12 protein-coding genes are annotated in these 18,222 nt (G+C 48.4%); 7 read left to right on the top strand and 5 right to left on the bottom strand.

What is annotated here, in order from left to right; translation table 11 throughout:
* The first annotated feature begins 36 nt into the window (after nucleotides 1–36).
* Both CI959_RS08390 and CI959_RS08395 read left to right on the top strand, forming a co-directional pair.
* A complete protein-coding gene (locus CI959_RS08390) occupies nucleotides 37–1,950 on the top strand; it encodes an Ig-like domain-containing protein (RefSeq protein ID WP_057317534.1) in 1,914 nt (637 codons plus the stop codon).
* Nucleotides 1,892–2,758 carry a DUF3108 domain-containing protein gene (locus CI959_RS08395; RefSeq protein WP_005860674.1) on the top strand — a complete coding sequence of 289 codons (867 nt, stop codon included), beginning with the start codon at nucleotides 1,892–1,894 and terminating at the stop codon, nucleotides 2,756–2,758. Before CI959_RS08390 ends, CI959_RS08395 begins: the two co-directional genes overlap by 59 nt.
* Nucleotides 2,759–2,838: 80 nt before the next feature.
* Here CI959_RS08395 and CI959_RS08400 read toward each other — a convergent pair whose 3' ends face one another.
* From CI959_RS08400 to CI959_RS08410, 3 genes are all read right to left on the bottom strand, one after another.
* On the bottom strand, nucleotides 2,839–3,246 hold the full coding sequence (locus tag CI959_RS08400; RefSeq protein ID WP_005860676.1) for a PaaI family thioesterase: 408 nt from the start codon (nucleotides 3,244–3,246) through the stop codon (nucleotides 2,839–2,841).
* 25 nt (nucleotides 3,247–3,271) lie between these two features.
* On the bottom strand, nucleotides 3,272–4,747 hold the full coding sequence (gene cysS / locus CI959_RS08405) for a cysteine--tRNA ligase (protein WP_057317535.1): 1,476 nt from the start codon (nucleotides 4,745–4,747) through the stop codon (nucleotides 3,272–3,274).
* A gap of 90 nt (nucleotides 4,748–4,837) precedes the next feature.
* Nucleotides 4,838–7,204 (bottom strand): ABC transporter permease, encoded by a 2,367-nt coding sequence (locus tag CI959_RS08410; protein ID WP_057317536.1) that lies wholly within the window; start codon nucleotides 7,202–7,204, stop codon nucleotides 4,838–4,840.
* Between the two features lie 195 nt (nucleotides 7,205–7,399).
* On the opposite strand from CI959_RS08410, the gene CI959_RS08415 reads away from it, so the two are divergent.
* The 4 genes from CI959_RS08415 (at nucleotide 7,400) to CI959_RS08430 (ending at nucleotide 12,897) form a co-directional block, all read left to right on the top strand.
* Nucleotides 7,400–8,767: a sigma-54 dependent transcriptional regulator gene (locus CI959_RS08415; protein WP_011967021.1), complete on the top strand. Its 1,368-nt coding sequence runs from the start codon at nucleotides 7,400–7,402 to the stop codon at nucleotides 8,765–8,767.
* The gene (locus CI959_RS08420; protein ID WP_009018739.1) at nucleotides 8,764–10,032 is read left to right on the top strand and encodes a PAS domain-containing sensor histidine kinase; all 1,269 of its coding nucleotides are present in this window, start codon (nucleotides 8,764–8,766) and stop codon (nucleotides 10,030–10,032) included. The genes CI959_RS08415 and CI959_RS08420 overlap by 4 nt, the downstream gene beginning before the upstream one ends.
* A 251-nt stretch (nucleotides 10,033–10,283) precedes the next feature.
* The gene (locus tag CI959_RS08425; RefSeq protein ID WP_057317537.1) at nucleotides 10,284–12,122 is read left to right on the top strand and encodes a right-handed parallel beta-helix repeat-containing protein; all 1,839 of its coding nucleotides are present in this window, start codon (nucleotides 10,284–10,286) and stop codon (nucleotides 12,120–12,122) included.
* A complete protein-coding gene (locus CI959_RS08430; protein WP_008781033.1) occupies nucleotides 12,112–12,897 on the top strand; it encodes a phosphatase PAP2 family protein in 786 nt (261 codons plus the stop codon). Before CI959_RS08425 ends, CI959_RS08430 begins: the two co-directional genes overlap by 11 nt.
* A 29-nt stretch (nucleotides 12,898–12,926) precedes the next feature.
* Here the strand turns inward: CI959_RS08430 and CI959_RS08435 are convergent, their stop codons facing one another.
* Nucleotides 12,927–14,444, bottom strand: coding sequence for a GH3 auxin-responsive promoter family protein (locus CI959_RS08435; RefSeq protein WP_057317538.1), 1,518 nt, complete (start codon nucleotides 14,442–14,444; stop codon nucleotides 12,927–12,929).
* Between the two features lie 80 nt (nucleotides 14,445–14,524).
* Here CI959_RS08435 and CI959_RS08440 point away from each other — a divergent pair, with 80 nt between their 5' ends.
* Complete coding sequence (locus CI959_RS08440) at nucleotides 14,525–15,538, top strand: ATP-dependent 6-phosphofructokinase (protein ID WP_005860691.1); 1,014 nt, start codon at nucleotides 14,525–14,527, stop codon at nucleotides 15,536–15,538.
* 64 nt (nucleotides 15,539–15,602) lie between these two features.
* Here the strand turns inward: CI959_RS08440 and CI959_RS08445 are convergent, their stop codons facing one another.
* Nucleotides 15,603–18,197, bottom strand: coding sequence for a T9SS type A sorting domain-containing protein (locus tag CI959_RS08445; protein WP_057317539.1), 2,595 nt, complete (start codon nucleotides 18,195–18,197; stop codon nucleotides 15,603–15,605).
* Nucleotides 18,198–18,222: the final 25 nt, after the last annotated feature.

Here is an 18,222-nt window from a genome sequence, read left to right on the forward strand (position 1 = left end):
CCTATTTTTGTCCCTCAATTGAAATGAGAGTATTGAATGGAAGATAAATATGTGAGAAATAGTTTACGGTTCTTTATAGGGGTACTTCTGCTGGCCGTGCTGTACTCGTGCGCGAATATAGCCTCTCCGAACGGAGGGCCTTATGATGAGGCTCCGCCTAAGTTCGTAAGCAGTACGCCGTTGCCCGGCCAGATAAACTATAAGGGAAAGAAGGTGGAGATTATCTTTGATGAGTTGATCCAGATCGATAAGCCTACCGAGAACGTGATCATCACTCCACCCCAAATGGAGCAACCCGTTATCCGGGCGAACGGCCGGAAGGCGGTCATCGAGCTGATGGATACGTTGAAGGAGAATACGACCTATACGATAGACTTTACCAATTCGATCTCCGATAATAATGAGAAGAATGTATTGGAGAATTATTCCTTCGCGTTCTCTACCGGCGAATCCATCGACAGTATGGAGGTGTCCGGAGTCTTGCTGAACGCCGAGAATCTGGAGCCTATGCCGGGTATTACGATCGGTGTGCATACGAATCTGGAGGATTCCGCCTTTACGACGATCCCATTTGTCCGTACTTCCCGTACGAACGACAAGGGCGAGTTTACGATTCGTAATATGGCCCCCGGAACCTATCGGATCTATGCCTTGGAGGATGTGATGCGCTCCTACAAGTACAGCCAGCCCGGGCAGCAGATCGCTTTTTACGATTCCTTGATCGTCCCTGCGTTCGAGTTGACGACCCGTCAAGATACGATTTGGAAAGATAGCTTGACGATCGATACGGTGATGACAGTCGGTTATACCCATTTTATGCCGGACAATATCGAGTTGCGCCTGTTTAAGGAGAAAGTAGAGCGTCAATATATGTTGAAGCCGGAGCGTACGGATGAGAAAATACTAACCTTGCGTTTCAATACCTCCTTGGATACTATTCCGGTACCGGTTCCTTTGAATTTCACCCCGGCGGATAGCAATTGGTATTTCTTGCAGACAGCGGAGGAAGGAAAAGCCGTGCATTACTGGTTGACCGATTCTTTGATCTGGAAGCAAGATACGCTGCAAGTGGAGGTGAATTACCTGAAAAGCGATTCCATGAATATACTTCGTCCGCAGACCGATACGGTACAATTTACCATGCGTCGTCGTCCTGTGGAGAAGAAGAAAAAGAAAAAAGACGATGAGCCGGAACCCATCGAGTTTCTAGGAATGAACGTAAACGCTTCCGGTTCGATCAACCTGTATGATACGGTCGCTGTTACGTTTAGCGAACCGGTAGCGGGGTTAACGAAAGATCATTTTTATCTGGATCAGAAAGTGGATACGCTTTGGGAAGCCGTTGACTTCGATTTCTTCCCGGATACGACGAATTCCTTGAATTTCTTCATCAAGCGCCCGTGGAAATATGGCGAGGAATTCCGTTTGGAAGTAGATTCCGCCACGATATTCAGTGCCTATGGTAAATGGAACGATGTGTATAGCGGGGAATTCAAGATCAAGAAGGAAGATGAGTACGGGCATTTATATATCAATATCGAGGGAGCGGATACCACCGCTTTCGTGGAATTATTGAATAGCAGCGACCAGCCGATCCGTAAGGTGAAGGTAAAAGATGGCGGCGTGCTTTTCATGGACTTGAAACCGGATAAATATTATGCCCGTTTAGTATTAGACGTGAATGATAACGGTGTCTGGGATACCGGTAATTACGCCGATAAACGGCAGCCGGAACTTGTCTTCTATTGCCCGAAGATATTCAATATCATGCAGAACTGGCAAGTGGAGGAGACTTGGAATATCAAGGCTACACCGATGAAACGGCAGAAACCGATCGATATCACGAAGAATAAACCGAAAGAGCTAACGAAAAAGAAAAGAGATTACAAAAATGAGGGAACACAGTCTTCGTCCAATAGGAACAGCGGTGTGGGCGGCTTGCGCTTCTAAACTGTATATATGCGTTTTCTTTTTGTGTGTAGCGAGTCTTACGTCTTTGCGGGCACAAACGTTGCCGTTATCCCATGGGGAACGGGTGGATTACGATCTTTATTTCAAATGGGGGCTGATCATGTCGAAGGCCGGATTGGCTACCCTTTCCGTGAAAGAATCGGAATACCAAGGAGCGCCGTCATGGCATTATAACCTGTTGTTCCGCTCTGCCGGCGTGATCGAGAAAGTCTTCAGGATGCGTGATACGATGGATTGCCATTACTCAAAGGAGCCTCGGCTCTTGTTCAGCTCGAAGCGCACGAACGAGGGAGACTACTATCTGGTGGATAATCTCCAGTTTGAGTATCAAGGAAGCGGTAGGATCGATATCCACTCGCATCGCCATACATTAAAGGAGACGAAGATCGACACGATGCTAATGGCGAAAGGGCGTGTATTCGATATGCTGGGAGCTACGATGTATCTCCGTTCGCTGGATTGGCGGACGATGAGTTATGGTGCGGAGTTCCCTTTCATGATCGCTATCGGCCGGGAGCTCGTGAACGCTCGTTTCCGCTATACGGGACAACAGATCGTCGAGCATAAGGAGGCGAAATTCCGTACCCGTCATTTCTATATCGATATCTACGATGAGGCATTTTCCCAAGCCAAGGAAGCGGCGGAGGTTTGGATCGGTGATGACGAGAACCATATCCCGGTAAAGATCCGGGCGAAACTGAAGATCGGGGCGGCCGAGGTCTATTATAAAGACTCCTATAACCTGCGTGCCCCGCTTACTTGCCGTATCGTGGTGCAGAAGAAATGAAAGCTTTTTAGATAGGCTTGTGTTTCTCGCACCCAGCTCATCACGGAGCTGGGGCGAGAGCTTTTTATAGAATTTCTTTTTTAAACCAACGGAGTGAAGGGTAATTCCGTGTCTTTGCGGTAACCTGTACCATTAAAAGTCGCGATTAATTCTTCGGCTTCATTGGTGATACGGACTTCGCAATTCGCCAGTCTCTTATGGCTGAACGCTTCTTTCGCTTCCGCATATAAGTATCCCTTACTCTCCGCCTTAAAGAAATTGATGTTTGAGGTAATGGATAATGTCAGGCGTGCGTGGCTATTAGTCGCCGCGGCGAAAGCCAGATCCGCCAACGTGAAGATCGCCCCACCTTGACATACGCCTCCACCATTTAAATGTTCGGGCTTGATGAGCATACGCGCCTTGGCGTAACCGTTGCCCGTTTCTAATAATTCAACGCCCGCAAGCAAGGCGAATTTATCGCCTTGAAGAAATTCATGGATTGTCATAACCTCTTACTATTCGCTTGGTGGATTATTTGCTTAGTTTCCATTCCGCACCATCCTTGGTATCCTTTATCTCGAATCCCATCGCGGTTAATTCGTTACGGATCTTGTCGGAGGTGGCCCAGTCTTTATTCGCCTTGGCTTGCTGGCGGATGGATAATAATAAGTCTACGGCCTTGCCAAAAGTCTCATAGCTGTTACCACCGGCGGAAGCCTCGTCTTTCATACCTAGGATGTCGAACAAGAACAAGTGGAATACCTCTTGTAATTCTTTCAGGTCCTCCTCGGTTATGGTAGCCTTGCCGTCTTTTATCGAATTGATCGCACGGGCGGCATCGAATAGATGAGAAATCACGATTGGTGAGTTCAAATCGTCATTCATGGCCTCGAAACATTTCTCACGAAGACCTTTCGTGTCTACGGTAGAGGTAGCGGACGGCTGCAACTTCATCAAATGTCCGTATGCCTCCATCAAGCGTGACAAGCCCTTCTCGGCAGCCTGTAAAGCCTCGTTGCTGAAATCGACCGTGCTACGGTAATGCGCTTGCAGGATGAAGAAACGGATGGTCATGGCGGAATACGCTTGTTGCAAGGAGGGATGATCACCCGTGAAGAATTGCTCCAGCGTGATGAAATTACCTAATGATTTACCCATCTTCTGGCCGTTGATGGTGATCATATTGTTGTGCATCCAATAATGAACCATATCATCTCCTTGGGAAGCCACGGCTTGTGCGATCTCGCATTCATGGTGCGGGAAGATCAAGTCCATGCCACCCCCGTGGATGTCGAAATGCTCCCCGAGGTATTTCTTGCCCATAGCGGTACATTCGCAGTGCCAACCGGGGAAGCCGTCGCTCCACGGAGACGGCCAACGCATGATATGCTCCGGCTGGGCGCATTTCCAAAGGGCGAAGTCGATGGCGTTATGCTTCTCGTCCTGCCCGTCCAACGCACGGGTCGTATTCAACATATCCTCGATATTGCGACCCGAGAGGATGCCGTATTTATGATCTTTATTATATTTCTCTACGTCGAAATAGACGGAGCCTTGGCTTTCGTAAGCGTAGCCGTTATCCAGAATCTTCTTGACTAACTCGATTTGTTCGATAATATGTCCGGAAGCGTGCGGCTCGATGCTGGGAGGAAGTACGTTCAGCGCATCCATCGCTTGATGATAACGATTGAGGTAATATTGAACCACTTCCATCGGCTCCAACTGTTCTAGCCGTGCCTTCTTGGCGATCTTATCCTCCCCATCATCGGCGTCGTGCTCCAGATGCCCTACATCCGTTATATTACGTACATAACGCACTTTATATCCTAGGTGGGTAAGGTAACGGAATAGCAAGTCGAACGTGATCGCCGGACGTGCGTGTCCCAAGTGGGCGTCACCATAAACCGTGGGGCCACATACGTACATACCTACATGCGGCTCGTGCAGGGGTATGAATTGCTCCTTCTTTCTCGTAAGCGTGTTGTAAATATTCAATGGATGTTCCATATTCTATTATATATTTAGGAATCGCGAACTTACATAAAATCCTTGGTATTATCAAGCTGATCGTGAATAGTCTGTAGTTTTCATAGGCATTCATTGACTCTTGATGACTTCCGACGGATTCTCATTGGCTGCCTTACATACCTGTTCACGTATCGTACCTAGAACCATGCTGGTAATGGTGATGAATATTCCCACCAACCACCAGATCTGGATTTGGATGCGATAGGCGTAGCCTTGCAACCAGTAGTTCATGACGAGATAGCTGATCGGGAAAGCGATGATTCCGGCGATGACAATTAATCGCATGTATTCCTTGAAGAACAAGAAAATGATCTCGGAGGCTTTCGAGCCTACTACTTTCCGGATAGCGATCTCTTTACGCCGCCGTTTCGTGGAGGCTGTAGCGACGGCGTAGATGCCGAACAAGGAGATTAGCAAACAAGCGAAAGCGAGGAACGAGAAGATCTTCAGCCCGACGATCTCGGATTGGTTCAGTTGATCGTAAAGCGTTCCGATCGGGGTGAGTTGGGTGTCCGCTAATGTCGGGTCAATCTTGGGCAGTAGCTCCGTGATACGGTGGGTGACGTTTCCTTCCTCACCCGCTACGACCCGGATATACAAATTATTCACCAGTCCGCCCGAAGGAATGAATAGCATCGGATGAATGCTCTCCCGGAAGGATAGCGCATGGAAATCGTTGACGACACCGACGATTTCGTATTCTTTGATCACACTGAAATCAGACCACCACGGCATACGGATGATACTGCCGACCGGGTCTTGTAAGCCCATGGCTCGAACCGCCGACTCATTGAGCACGACACTAAGTTCGTTGCCTTCTGTCCACCACCGGCCCATTAACATCTTTAGGTCGAAGGTCTCACCGAACCGGTGATCGGTTCCATAGAGGTGGAAGTCCACCTTTGTGTCCAGCGGTTTTCCCTCCCATTCCACATTCGTGAAGATCGCCATGGGATCGACATGATGTTGAGGCTTAAAGTTCGTGTCGGTGAAACTTTTGACCTGCGGCAGGGCACTTAACTCTTGCATCAACGTGGATTCTATTTTCCCGGATACGTCTACGAAGCCGGATAGTTGGATAAGGCCTTTTGGATCGAAACCTAAATCTTTTTGATTTACGAATCGCATTTGCTCCATGACAACCAGTGATGCTACGATGAACAGGATACTGATCATCAATTGTAAGGTCACGGCCATGCGGCGTAACAAAAGGGGTTTGACTGTCTCTTTGGGAACGAGCGAGGTGGTTGCCGTATGGCTGAACTGTCCGAAGAATACTAATCCTGCACATTGGAGGATGAGGAATGTACCTATACCTACCCCTGCGAAAAGAAACAGGAACCGGCCCATCTCCAAATCAATCTCCAGCCATCGGGCGAAAAGCGGCTTGACTTGGACTATGAAGATCAAGGCTACCAACAAGGATGCAAGTACGGAACAGCCTAGTTCGACAGACATTTGTTCGATCAATTGCTTTCTCGTTGCGCCGTTGACCGTCCGTAAACGCCATTCCCGCACACGTTGCCGAAAGAGATCCATATAGGAATTCAAGAAATTGAAGAGGGCGGCAAACAATAATAGGGCACCAGATACGACAAACAAGCCGATGAAATTTAAGGTAAAAGGTGTATCTTCATTCAGATGATGCCGGATCTCACGGATGGGGAGTGTTCGCAACTCGATCTCCTTGTTCACCCCGATACGTTCGGGTAGCTCTTTTAGTTGATTGGCGAAGGCTTTTGGGTCTGCGCTTGGATGGAGTTTCACGTATAAGTCCATCACGAAGAAGCTCCATTGTGCCTCTGGAGGTAACTGGGAGAAATGCTGTATCATGTTATGGTTGATGATCGCGTCGAACGGTAGATTGGTATGAGCCGGTGGATCTTTTACCACCGCCGTGACGATGTAGGGAGGTAAGGAGGCTCTCATCAAGGTGTGTATCGGTTGCCCGATCGCCTTTTCCGCGTCGCCAAATAGACGGACCGCCATGCTTTCGCTCAAGATCATGTTGTTTACGATTTGTAGCGGATGACTCATTTCTCCACAAACGAAAGATTGCGGGAATACCTCTAGGAACGTGCTGTCCGTATAAAGCATATTCATTTGGATATAAGGAGTCGCTTGGGTACGGCAGTTTTCGGTTGAAAGCATAAGCGTGGTGGAGGCTTCGATAGCTGGGACTTGCTCTCGTAGGCTATTCTCGATACCTTTCGAGGCTCCTTTGTTTACTTTCCCGGATTGTTTCTCTACGCTATAGACACGGTAGATGGATTCGGAATCCTTGTAGAAAGAATCGTAAGTGGTCTCATGATCCATCCAATAGAGTATGGGCACGAAACAGACGAGGGCGAAAGCCAGCCCTAGGATACTGATGGAGGCGCTGACTTTATACTTCCAGATGTTTTTGAAGGCAATGACACAGTAATGTATTAACATGGCAATTCCGTTTTTTGATGATATCGCTGATGACTCAATTTCGCTGAATCCGATTCAAATATCATGCCATAAATGTAACGTATTAGAAAATAGAATCATAGAAAAATCTGTATTTCTTCATGTAGTGCGATAGCGTACATTTTTTGTGCGATAATGCACGTACAAGCTGTCTTTATTCCCTTTATCTTTGTCCGTATGGAAGAAAAAGGAAAGATATTGATCATCGACGATAATAAGGATGTGTTGTTCGCATTGAACTTACTGTTGGAGCCGTACATGCAAAAGGTGAAGGTAACGACACAACCGGCACGCATCGAGTATTTCATGCGGACGTTCCAACCGGACGTGGTCTTGCTGGATATGAATTTCCATCGGGATGCCGTGAGCGGGCAGGAGGGTTTTGAGTATTTGGGACAAATCTTGGAGATCGATCCGCAGGCGGTCGTGATCTTCATGACGGCCTATTCGGATATAGAGAAAGCGGTCAAGGCCATTAAGGTTGGCGCTACCGATTTCATCTCCAAGCCGTGGGAAACGGAGAAGTTGCTGGCTACCCTCTCGTCGGGCATTCGATTGAGCCATTCCCGTAAGGAGGTAGGACGTTTGCGAGAGCAAATGAAAGCCATGAAGGAGGACGACACATTGCCGGAATTGATCGGTGAGTCGCCGGCTATGCTGAAGGTAAAAGACACGATCTACAAACTTGTGGAGACCGACGCGAATATATTGATTACCGGTGAGAGCGGTACCGGAAAAGATCTGGTTGCCCGTTTGTTGAGGCATTACTCGCCCCGGCGTGACGATGCTTTCGTGACGATCGACTTGGGAAGTATCCCGGAACAATTATTTGAGAGTGAGTTGTTCGGCTATGAGAAAGGTGCCTTCACGGATGCCCGAAGATCCAAGCCGGGACGTATGGAGATGGCTTCCGGCGGTACGCTCTTTCTGGACGAGATCGGTAACCTGTCCTTGCCGATGCAATCTAAATTGCTGACAGCTATAGAGAAACGTCATATCACCCGTTTGGGAGCGGTGGAACCGATCTCGATCGATGTTCGTTTGATCTGCGCTACCAACGCCAATCTGCGTCAGCTGGTGGGCGAGGGGAGTTTCCGGCAAGACTTGCTCTATCGGATCAATACCATAGAGATAGCCATACCACCGCTGCGTGAGCGGGGAGAGGATATCTTGATGCTGGCCGATCATTTCCAGAGGCTGTATAGCCGGAAATACAAGAAAACGATCAAAGGGTTGAGCCGGGAGGCGGGGAGTAAGCTGATGAAATACCCTTGGCCCGGTAATGTCCGGGAGTTGCAGCATGTTTTGGAGCGAGCCGTGATCTTGAACGAGGGTACGGTGCTGAGACCGGATGATTTCCCTCTCTATACGGCCTCTTACGAGCGGAAGAAGGAGCTGGACCCTGATTTGAATCTAGAGCAAGCCGAGCGGAAAATCATCGAGCGAGCCTTGCGGCAAAGCAATGGTAATATGAGCTATGCCGCCGAGCTATTGGGTATCACCCGTTTTTCCTTGTATCGTAAAATAGAGAAGTTCGGCTTATGAGATCGTATGCGTTCACGGTCATCTCGCACATCGTAGGCATCGTCTTGTCTACGGGACTCCTGTTCTATTGCGTGCATGAGGAGATTATCTTTTGTCCTACTTTTTGCGGGATCGCGATCTTGTATTTCTCGATTCATCTTTATTTCATACAGATGCGGCAGGTGAAGTATTGGCGTTATGTGGTGGATTGCTTGCGGCAGCAAGACTTGATCCAGATCGTTCGTTCACCTTACGAGGATAAGGTGATGCGGGAGTTGGCGGACGATTTGTCCGCAGCCCTGCGATCCTTGCGTGGCCGATTGATGGACGAGGAGGTGAGGCGGCAGTATTTTGAGAGCCTGTTGAATAAGGTGGATACAGCCGTACTTGTTACCGACAAGGAAGGGGCTATTGAATGGAAGAACCGGACCGCCGACGCGTTGCTGGATACGAGGTGTCGGTTACCCAATGAGTTTTTGGAGGCTATCAAGGCGGGGAAGACGGTGGTGCGTTACGGAAAACCATCCGTTCCGCAAGATTGGGCGATCGATGCCACTCGTATCGACTTGCGAGGTTGCGAGCGTTGGATCGTCAGCTTGAAGAACATCCATTCTACCTTGGAGCGGAATGAGATGGAGGCTTGGCAGAAATTGATCCGTGTCTTGACGCACGAGATCATGAACTCCATCACACCCGTTATCTCGTTGTCCGAGACCTTGAGCAAACGTTGCAAAGCAGATCCGGATGATGTCCGGAATCGTTCGTATATCCAGCATGGGGTAAATGTCATCCATCGCCGGAGTAAAGGGTTGCTGGATTTCGTTGAGAATTACCGGAGATTGACCCGGATCGCCTCTCCGGTAAAGACCCGTATCTTAGTGAAAGATTTCTTTTCGGATTTAGGGCGTTTGTGCCCTGAGCCTTCTATCCGTTTCCGCTTGCCGGACGAGCCTCTGGAATGGTTCGCGGATCGGGCGCAGATGGAGCAGGTCTTCTTGAACTTACTGAAGAATGCTTGTGAGGCTTGTGCGGAAAAGTCAAACCCCGAGATTATCGTGGCGGCTCAGCAGGAGGGAAACGAACTCGTCTTTACCGTGCGAGACAACGGTATCGGTGTCTTACCCGAGGTGATCGACCGGGTTTTTGTACCTTTCTTCACCACCAAGCCCTCCGGCTCGGGTATCGGTTTAAGCATCTGTAAGCAAATAATCACCTTGCATGGCGGCCATATCTCGGTAGAATCCGAGAATGGAAAGGGTAGCTGTTTCTTTTTGTACTTTAATTGATTATCAGTCTATTGCAGTTTTTCTAAATTTCTTATACGGAAAACTTTAGTTTCTTCAAGGAAAAACTTTCGTTTCTATATAGGGAAACAAAAGTTTCTTACTGAGGAAACTTTTGTTTTATTAGGAGAAAACTCAGGCTGCTATTATAGGAGATTCGTGATAGGATTCATGAGACGGAAAGTTGTTGTCTGTTTTTAGTGCGCTTACCCTGTAAAATACATACCTTCGCGGATATATTTAATTGATTTTCTATGAAATGGTATCTATGGGGGGCAGTTGTCCTGCTTTATTCCCTGTTTGGAAGCGCTTGTTCTACGGAAGGGAGGTATGATTTGTCGGCTTATGGTTTATCCCCGGTCGAGAATGTGGATAATGCGCCCGCTATGGCGAGGGCATTGGAGCAGATACGGGAGAAATGCGAGGAAAACCAGACCATTGTGGTGACCTTGCCTAAGGGCCGCTATGAGTTTTATCCCGATAGCGCGGCGGAGCGTGTCTATTTCATCTCGAATCATGATCAAATGAATCCGAAGAAAGTAGGTTTGCCTTTCGAGGGGATGAAGAATATGGTGTTCGACGGGCAAGGCTCGGAGTTAATCTTCCACGGCAGGATGTTGCCGGTCTCTTTGCTGGATTCGAGGAATTGTGTCTTGAAGAATTTCAGTATAGACTTCAAGCATCCTCAGATTTCACAGGTAAAAGTGGTGGAGAACGATACGCTGAAAGGCGGGATCACCTTCGAGGTGGCTCCATGGGTACGCTATGAGATACGGGATAGCGTGTTTGTAGCGGAGGGAGAAGGCTGGGAGTTGACTCCCGGTTCCGGTATCGCCTTCGAGGGAGATACACGTCATTTGGTGTATAATACAAGCGATATCCCGGTAGGCGTGCGGGGCTTGATCGAGGTTTCTCCAAGGCTGATAAAGTCTCCCCGTTGGAAAGACAGCCGTTTGGTGCCCGGTACGGTGATCGCCATGCGTTCTTGGGAACGTCCGGCTCCCGGTGTCTTCCTGTATCATGACGTGAATACGACTCTGGAGAATATCAAGGTTCATTATGCCGAGGGAATGGGCCTCTTGGCGCAAGTGAGCGAGAATATCACGCTGGATGGTTTCTCCGTTTGCTTGAAAGGGGCGGACGATCCGCGGTATTTCACGACACAGGCGGACGCTACCCATTTCTCGGCCTGCAAGGGAACGATCATCTCCAAGAATGGCTTGTACGAAGGGATGATGGACGACGCTATCAATGTGCATGGAACTTACCTGAAAGTGGTGAGACGAGTGAATGACTCTACCTTGGTAGGCCGGTATATGCACCCGCAATCGTATGGTTTCGAATGGGGAAGGGTAGGGGATTCCGTGCAGTTCATCCATTCGAGCACCATGGAATTGATAGGGGCGAGAAACCGGATTACCGCTATCAAGGCAGTTGATCAACCGGATTACCGAGGGGCGAAGGAGTTCGAGATCCGGTTTGAGAATACGGTGAATCCTTCGATCCATGAGGGAAGCGGCTTCGGCATAGAGAATCTGGAGTGGACGCCGACGGTCCTATTCTCGGATAACGTGATCCGGAATAACCGTGCCCGCGGTTCCTTGTTCAGCACGCCTCGGCAAACGGTCGTAGAGAATAATGTTTTCGATCATACCTCGGGGACGGCGATCCTGCTGTGCGGTGATTGCAACGGCTGGTTCGAGACCGGCGCTTGCCGGAACGTGTTGATCCGTAAGAATAAGTTCATCAACTCCTTGACGAATATGTTCCAATTTACGAACGCTATTATCTCTATTTATCCCGAAATCCCGGATTTAGCGTCGCAAAGGAAATATTTCCATAGTGATATCGTGATCGACGCGAACGAGTTTATTACGTTCGATAGGCCATTGGTATACGCCAAGTCCGTGGACGGGTTGGTCTTCACGAATAATATTGTCAAACAAAACAGGGAATACCCGGCCTTCCATTGGAATAACCATCGTTTCTATTTCCAGCGGGTGATCCATTCGAAAATAGAGAACAACTATTTTGATGAAGGGTTTATCCGGGAGAGGGATGTCTTAGAGGAAAATAACGGATATGATATATAGGAAATTAATCGTCTTGGCAAGCCTTTTGATAGGCTTCGTAAACATTGCGTTCGCCGGCGTTGGTGATCTCGATACGTTAAACGTACGTTCTCAAGCCCCTGTCAAGGAGAGAATGCCTGTCGTCGCCTATAAGTTTAACCCGAAAAGCTTGATTCTTCCGGCCTCATTGATAACGGTGGGAGCCGTAGGCACGGCGATCGACGGGATGAATGACTTTCACCTGTTTTCCCGGAAAGATTCCGTGAAGCAAATCCATATCGACAATTACTTGGAGTGGGGAATGCTGGGTTGGGTATTTGTCTGCGACCTTATGGGAACAGAGAAGCATAACTGGGTGGACCAACTTTGCTTGGTCGCTTTAGCGGAAGGGATGAACGGATTGATGGTGCATGGGCTGAAGAACTGGGTAAACGAGCCTCGCCCGGACGGGGCGCCTTATTCGTTTCCGTCCGGACATACCTCGAATGCTTTCTTAGGGGCGCATATGGCTTATAAGGAATTTAAGGATAGCTCGCCTATACTCGCTTACTCGGGTTATGCGATAGCGGCGTTCGTGGCGGGTTCCCGCTTATACAATAACAGGCATTGGGTGGCGGATGTAGTAGCCGGCGCGGGTTTCGGGATCTTGTCGGTAGAGTTATCGTATCTGATCTATTTCCCGATTCGTAACGCTATCGCCCGGCGGATCAATCGAAATGTGAAGAACTGCCCGATCGTGGCCGCTCCGGTATTCAGTTCGAATATGGCGGGATTCTATCTGACTTATCAATTTTAATGCGTCTTATGAATAAAGCGCATACCGGCTTATAGAGACTGGTTGATGCGCAAAAGCTCCTCTATATGCGTGCGGTCGTTGCTGAGGCGTGGGATCTTGTGTTGGCCGCCTAATTTACCTTTCTGCTTGAGCCATTCATAGAAAGCACCGTCGTGGGCGATAACGATTTCCAGCGGTTGAAGGGAGATCTCTTTATACCGCTTCGCCTCATAGTCCGAGTTCAGCTTTTGTAAGTTCTGATCTAATAAAGTGGCGAATTCATCGAGAGATTCCGGTTTCTTGTCAAACTCGATAAACCATTGGTGCCGTCCTTTTGCCTTATCCAGCATAAAGAGTGGGGCGGCGGTATATTCTTTTACTTTCGCCCCGGTTCGTAGGCAAGTCATGGCGATCGCCTTATCGGCGTTATCCACCATTAGCTCCTCGCCGAAGGCGTTGATAAAGTGCTTGGTACGTCCGGAGATAACGAATTTATGAGGGAATAACGAGGTGAAACGTACCGTATCCCCGATCTGATAGCGCCATAATCCTCCCGAGGTCGTGATCACCATCGCGTAGTTTTTCCCGGTCTCTACCGATTCCAGCGGTAACACGGTCGGATGGGCGCTACCCACCTCGTTCATCGGGATGAACTCATAGAAAATACCGTAATCCGGCATCATAAGCAAACTGGGGTCTGTCGGATCGTCTTGCAGCCCGAAGAAGCCCTCGGATGCGTTATAGGTCTCCATATAATGCATCTTATTCGATGGAATCAAGGTTTTATATTGCTCCCGGTAAGGCTCGAAACTGATTCCCCCATGGAAGAAGACCTCCAGATTAGGCCATACGTCCGTAAGATATTCCCTACCCGTTTTTTTCAATACGGCCTTGATCAAGACCAACATCCAAGAAGGAACACCGGATAGGCTGTTTACATCCTTATTCCAAGTGTTCTCCACGATCGCCTTGATCTTGCTTTCCCATTCATCCATTAGGATAATGGGTTTCTTGGGGACGCGTATTAAATTGACGAGCGGATTGAGATTTTGAAGTAATACGGCGGATAAGTCGCCTTGATGAGCCTCGGAGTTTAGCGGGGAAGGGCTATGGCTGCCGCCTAATATCAAGCCTTTCTTGGAGAAGAAACGGCTTTCCGGGTTGTTCCGCAGATAAATGGCCACGCAATCGAAGCCTCCTTTATAGTGGCAACCCTTTAATATCTCGGGGGTGACGGGCAGGAATTTACTTTTGTCGTTCGTGGTCCCGCTACTCTTAGCGTACCACCGCACCACCGAAGGCCAGAGAATATTCCTTTCTCCGTTTATCATTCGGGTGACATACGGCTTTATCTCGTCATAAGTCTGTAAGGGAAGACGTTGGCAGAAGTCAGAATAAGAGCGAATGCTTTTATAATCATATTTGAGTCCCCATTCCGTCTTGCGTGCCGTCGAAAGCAGAGCATGCAGCTGTTTGCGCTGGATATGGTCTATATCCTGCCCAAATCGTCCGATCTCCGTTTGTCGATGGCGGAAAAGGAGCGAAATCATCTGTGTTAAAATATCCATGCTCTTTTTATTTGTTCGAGTGCAAATGTAGGCATTCTCTTTTTATTTATATCTTTGCTAGGTACTAAATTAACGTTACGATGAAAATAGGGATTCTCTCATCGGGTGGCGATTGCCCCGGTATCAACGCTACGATCCGTGGTGTTGGCAAGACCGCTATCATGCATTACGGCATGGAAGTGATAGGTATTCATAGCGGTTTTATAGGTCTTTTGAATAAAGACGTCCAAGTTTTCGATGAACGGAGCTTATCCGGCATATTAAATTTAGGGGGAACCATTTTAGGAACGTCCAGAGAGAAGCCTTTCCGTAAGCTCTTGGCCTCGGGAGATTCGGAAAAGCCGGAGATCATTAAGAAAAATTATGAGGAGCTGGGGCTGGACTGCTTGGTTTGTATCGGAGGAAACGGTACGCAGAAGACGGCCAATCTGTTATCTCAGATCGGATTGAACGTGATAGGCGTTCCCAAGACAATCGATAATGACATATGGGGTACGGATATTACGTTCGGTTTTAATACCGCCGTGAATATCGCCACGGAATCTATAGACCGTCTTCATTCTACGGCTAGTTCACATAAGCGGGTGATGGTCGTGGAGGTGATGGGCCATCATGCCGGATGGATCGCCTTGTATGCCGGGATGGCTGGAGGTGCCGACGTGATCTTACTTCCGGAATTGGGATACGATATCGATAAGGTGAACGAGGCGATCTTGGATCGGGCTCGCAGGGGCAAACCTTATTCCATCGTTGTAGTAGCCGAGGGTATCGAGACTCCGGATAAAAAGCGTCCTTCTGATTATATCACCCGGGCTATCGAGGCGGGAACGGGTATCGAGACCCGGGATACCGTATTGGGATACACCCAACGGGGTGGAAACCCCTCTCCGTTCGACCGTAACCTTGCGACTCGCTTGGGAGGCCATGCCACGGAACTGATCGCTACTGGTGAATTCGGACGTATGGTTTGTATGAAAGGAGACACGGTGGAATCCATTCCCTTGTCGGAAGTAGCGGGAAAACTAAAATTGGTGACACCGGATCATGATTTGATCGTACAAGGAAAACGGATGGGGGTAACATTCGGGAAATAAAATAAAAAAGGTTGTGTGTCAGAGAACGCACAACCTTTTTTACTTTATACTAGTAGGCGGCCGTTTATTTTTTAATACCTTGAACGGTTTGGCTTCCCTTTTCGGTAGTCAAGCGGAAGATATACATTCCAGTGGCAAAATCACCCGTGCTGAGACTGCTTCCCGGTTGCGGGACGCTACGTATCAACTTTCCATCGGCCCTGTAGATCTCAAGCGATTTCAGTTGTTGATAATTCTGGATCTGTACTTCATTCGAGAAGATACGTGGTTGAATATCTACTTCTTCGCCTGTTGGCTTCAGTTCGTTACCTACGCTCGTTTCCGGAATTACCGTAGCCGGAGCGCTTTCGTCGGTTCCATAAAGTGCCGTTACTTGGAGCAGAGGGGTACTTGTTGTCAGATTTTTCACCGTATAATTCCGTTGAGAAACAGGTAATGTCGTCAGTTCCCGGGTATCTTGATATACCTTATAACCGGTCAGCTCCGGAAAAGCCGTGATCAACTCTGCTTCTTGCGCATCAGAGGCGATAGCCAGTTTCCGGAATGATAATCGGCCCGTTCTCATGGGTTGCGGTTTCTCCGAGAAAGTGCTCGTGGAGAATACGGAACTTGAGGGGAGCTCACCTTCTTCCGCGCTTATTACGATCGATAACACAACATTGGCATCTAGCTCATCATCTGAGAATGTTTCCCATTTTTTTCCGTCCAAAGAATATAAATTCCCTTTTCCGTCGACTGCGGGGCCTTCATCGGAGCATGCCGGGTATGTGTTATTGGCATAGCTTATCACATGAATGGCTACCAGTAAATCCTGCTTCGCGTCGATTACGAATGGTGTTTTAAGTGTGACCGAATTTATTTTACCTGATTGCAGTTGAGTGAAACTCTCTTCATACTCCCGGTTTCCCTGTTTGATATAGACTCCATAAGTGACCCCTTCCAGTGGATAGAAATTAACCTTCCGGATCGTTTTTTTATGCACCGGTTGTAGATCTTTCGTATCCCATTTCTGAGCGAAATAGAATGGATCTCCTCCGAGACCGAACTGTTGATAACGATCTTGTGATCCCCAACCAGCTATTTTTTCGAGGACTGGGGCATTCCATGTCAGTTGAATCTCACCCGTGGAGATCTGTTTGTATTTCAAATCAGTCGGACCTTCATACTCGTTTCCGATCGTTTTCCCATCCTGCGTCATTCCCTGCAACGAGGTGACGCCCGTTCCGAGTGGATCTAGCCAGACATCCATCCGGGCTGTATCATTATCACTGTATTTATTCCAGTGATAATACAATTTACCGTATAAATTCAATTCTTCGGGCAGTTCGCAACTGGAGCTTCCACCGCTCAGCGTACCTATAATCAAGCCTTTGCTATTAAATAAAGGCGAGCCGGAAGAACCTCCCTCGGTCACCCCGTGTCCGTTTAACGTGGCATCGAAAGTCGCGTTCCAATGAGCGTTCGTGGCCCCGGTTTTCCCAACATCACTATTACGCCATGTAATCGATTCTGTCGGATAATTTCCATAGGTGGAGATTTTCATATAATCGCCGGAAGGATGATGGATGCCTACGCCCGAGAGTGAAAGCATATTTGAACGATCCCATCCGTTAAAGAATACATTATAATCGTCGGGGATCTCGTCGTTAAGCAACAGCAACAGTCCGTCGGAACCGTTTTCGACAGGGGTAGAGGCTTTCCGTGTACATCCTACCATGGTTTTTATCGGATAAATGGGTGACTCATTATCGCAGCCCACATGTTCTTGGTGGAAATAAAACAACCAGACCGCTAATTCCTCGGGAGTAACCGTCTGTTCGCCCAGTATATCTTGCGAACAATGGAAGGCGGATAATACATAAGGCTTTTTGTCACGGGCCGTATTATTTACCAGAGAAGCCGTACAAATATAGCTTCCTCCTTCTCCCTCTTTATTACGGATGTATTGAATCATTTGTATCACCCCCTTCTTTTGCTCCTGCCAATCGGCTCCCTCCTCGCAATTGATATTCACTTCGCAAGCTTCTGAAAAGCCAGCTCCCGGCGCTTCCTGTACTTCAGGCATGATCGCTTCAAGATGATTATACCCGTAACCGACCTCCCGGATGCGTAGTCGAGGTGTCTCGCCGGATGGTGCCGGTACATATTCGAGGATCACCTCATCGCCTGCTACGGCTTGGGTTGCGAACGGTCCGTTTTCAGGATGCGTACGATGCGTATAGGCACCCAATACTTGGGTTTTCGCTGCGTTATACAGGTATAACCGGGCACCTTTGGGTATATAAAAATCGGAGTAATACAGGATCAAGGCGATCGCTCCTTTCGCTTGAAGGTGAAGTTGCCATATTTGGCTACCGTCGGGTAGTGAAATCCAATCGCCGCTATCGGCGATGTCGAAGCTGGTTGGGATCGACTTGGCTACACGCAACGGAGCGCCTTGGCTGACCCTCCACGCATCGACCGCCTTGAGGTCTTCCACACTGAAATTCACTGGAACTTGTTCTGCTAGCTTTTCACTTCGAAGTGAACCTGCGAATTGAAAGCTGGGGGGGAGTCCTCCTTCGCTGATCTGCGCCAACGAACTTGAAATCGAGAAATAGCCGATATATAATATGCTGGTTATTAATATTCGGAGAAATTTACTGTACTGTTTTTTCATACATACAACTTTATATGAGCTTATT

This window comes from Parabacteroides sp. AT13, from assembly GCF_002272965.1.
Lineage (GTDB): Bacteria > Bacteroidota > Bacteroidia > Bacteroidales > Tannerellaceae > Parabacteroides > Parabacteroides distasonis.

What these genes read in the sequence shown, in the direction of transcription:
- CI959_RS08390 (WP_057317534.1), top strand. Translation starts at nt 37, where the DNA reads ATGGAAGATAAATATGTGAGAAATAGTTTACGGTTCTTTATAGGGGTA.
- CI959_RS08435 (WP_057317538.1), bottom strand. Translation starts at nt 14,444, where the DNA reads ATGGATATTTTAACACAGATGATTTCGCTCCTTTTCCGCCATCGACAA.
- CI959_RS08400 (WP_005860676.1), bottom strand. Translation starts at nt 3,246, where the DNA reads ATGACAATCCATGAATTTCTTCAAGGCGATAAATTCGCCTTGCTTGCG.
- cysS (WP_057317535.1), bottom strand. Translation starts at nt 4,747, where the DNA reads ATGGAACATCCATTGAATATTTACAACACGCTTACGAGAAAGAAGGAG.
- CI959_RS08425 (WP_057317537.1), top strand. Translation starts at nt 10,284, where the DNA reads ATGAAATGGTATCTATGGGGGGCAGTTGTCCTGCTTTATTCCCTGTTT.
- CI959_RS08415 (WP_011967021.1), top strand. Translation starts at nt 7,400, where the DNA reads ATGGAAGAAAAAGGAAAGATATTGATCATCGACGATAATAAGGATGTG.
- CI959_RS08430 (WP_008781033.1), top strand. Translation starts at nt 12,112, where the DNA reads ATGATATATAGGAAATTAATCGTCTTGGCAAGCCTTTTGATAGGCTTC.
- CI959_RS08445 (WP_057317539.1), bottom strand. Translation starts at nt 18,197, where the DNA reads ATGAAAAAACAGTACAGTAAATTTCTCCGAATATTAATAACCAGCATA.
- CI959_RS08440 (WP_005860691.1), top strand. Translation starts at nt 14,525, where the DNA reads ATGAAAATAGGGATTCTCTCATCGGGTGGCGATTGCCCCGGTATCAAC.
- CI959_RS08395 (WP_005860674.1), top strand. Translation starts at nt 1,892, where the DNA reads ATGAGGGAACACAGTCTTCGTCCAATAGGAACAGCGGTGTGGGCGGCT.
- CI959_RS08420 (WP_009018739.1), top strand. Translation starts at nt 8,764, where the DNA reads ATGAGATCGTATGCGTTCACGGTCATCTCGCACATCGTAGGCATCGTC.
- CI959_RS08410 (WP_057317536.1), bottom strand. Translation starts at nt 7,204, where the DNA reads ATGTTAATACATTACTGTGTCATTGCCTTCAAAAACATCTGGAAGTAT.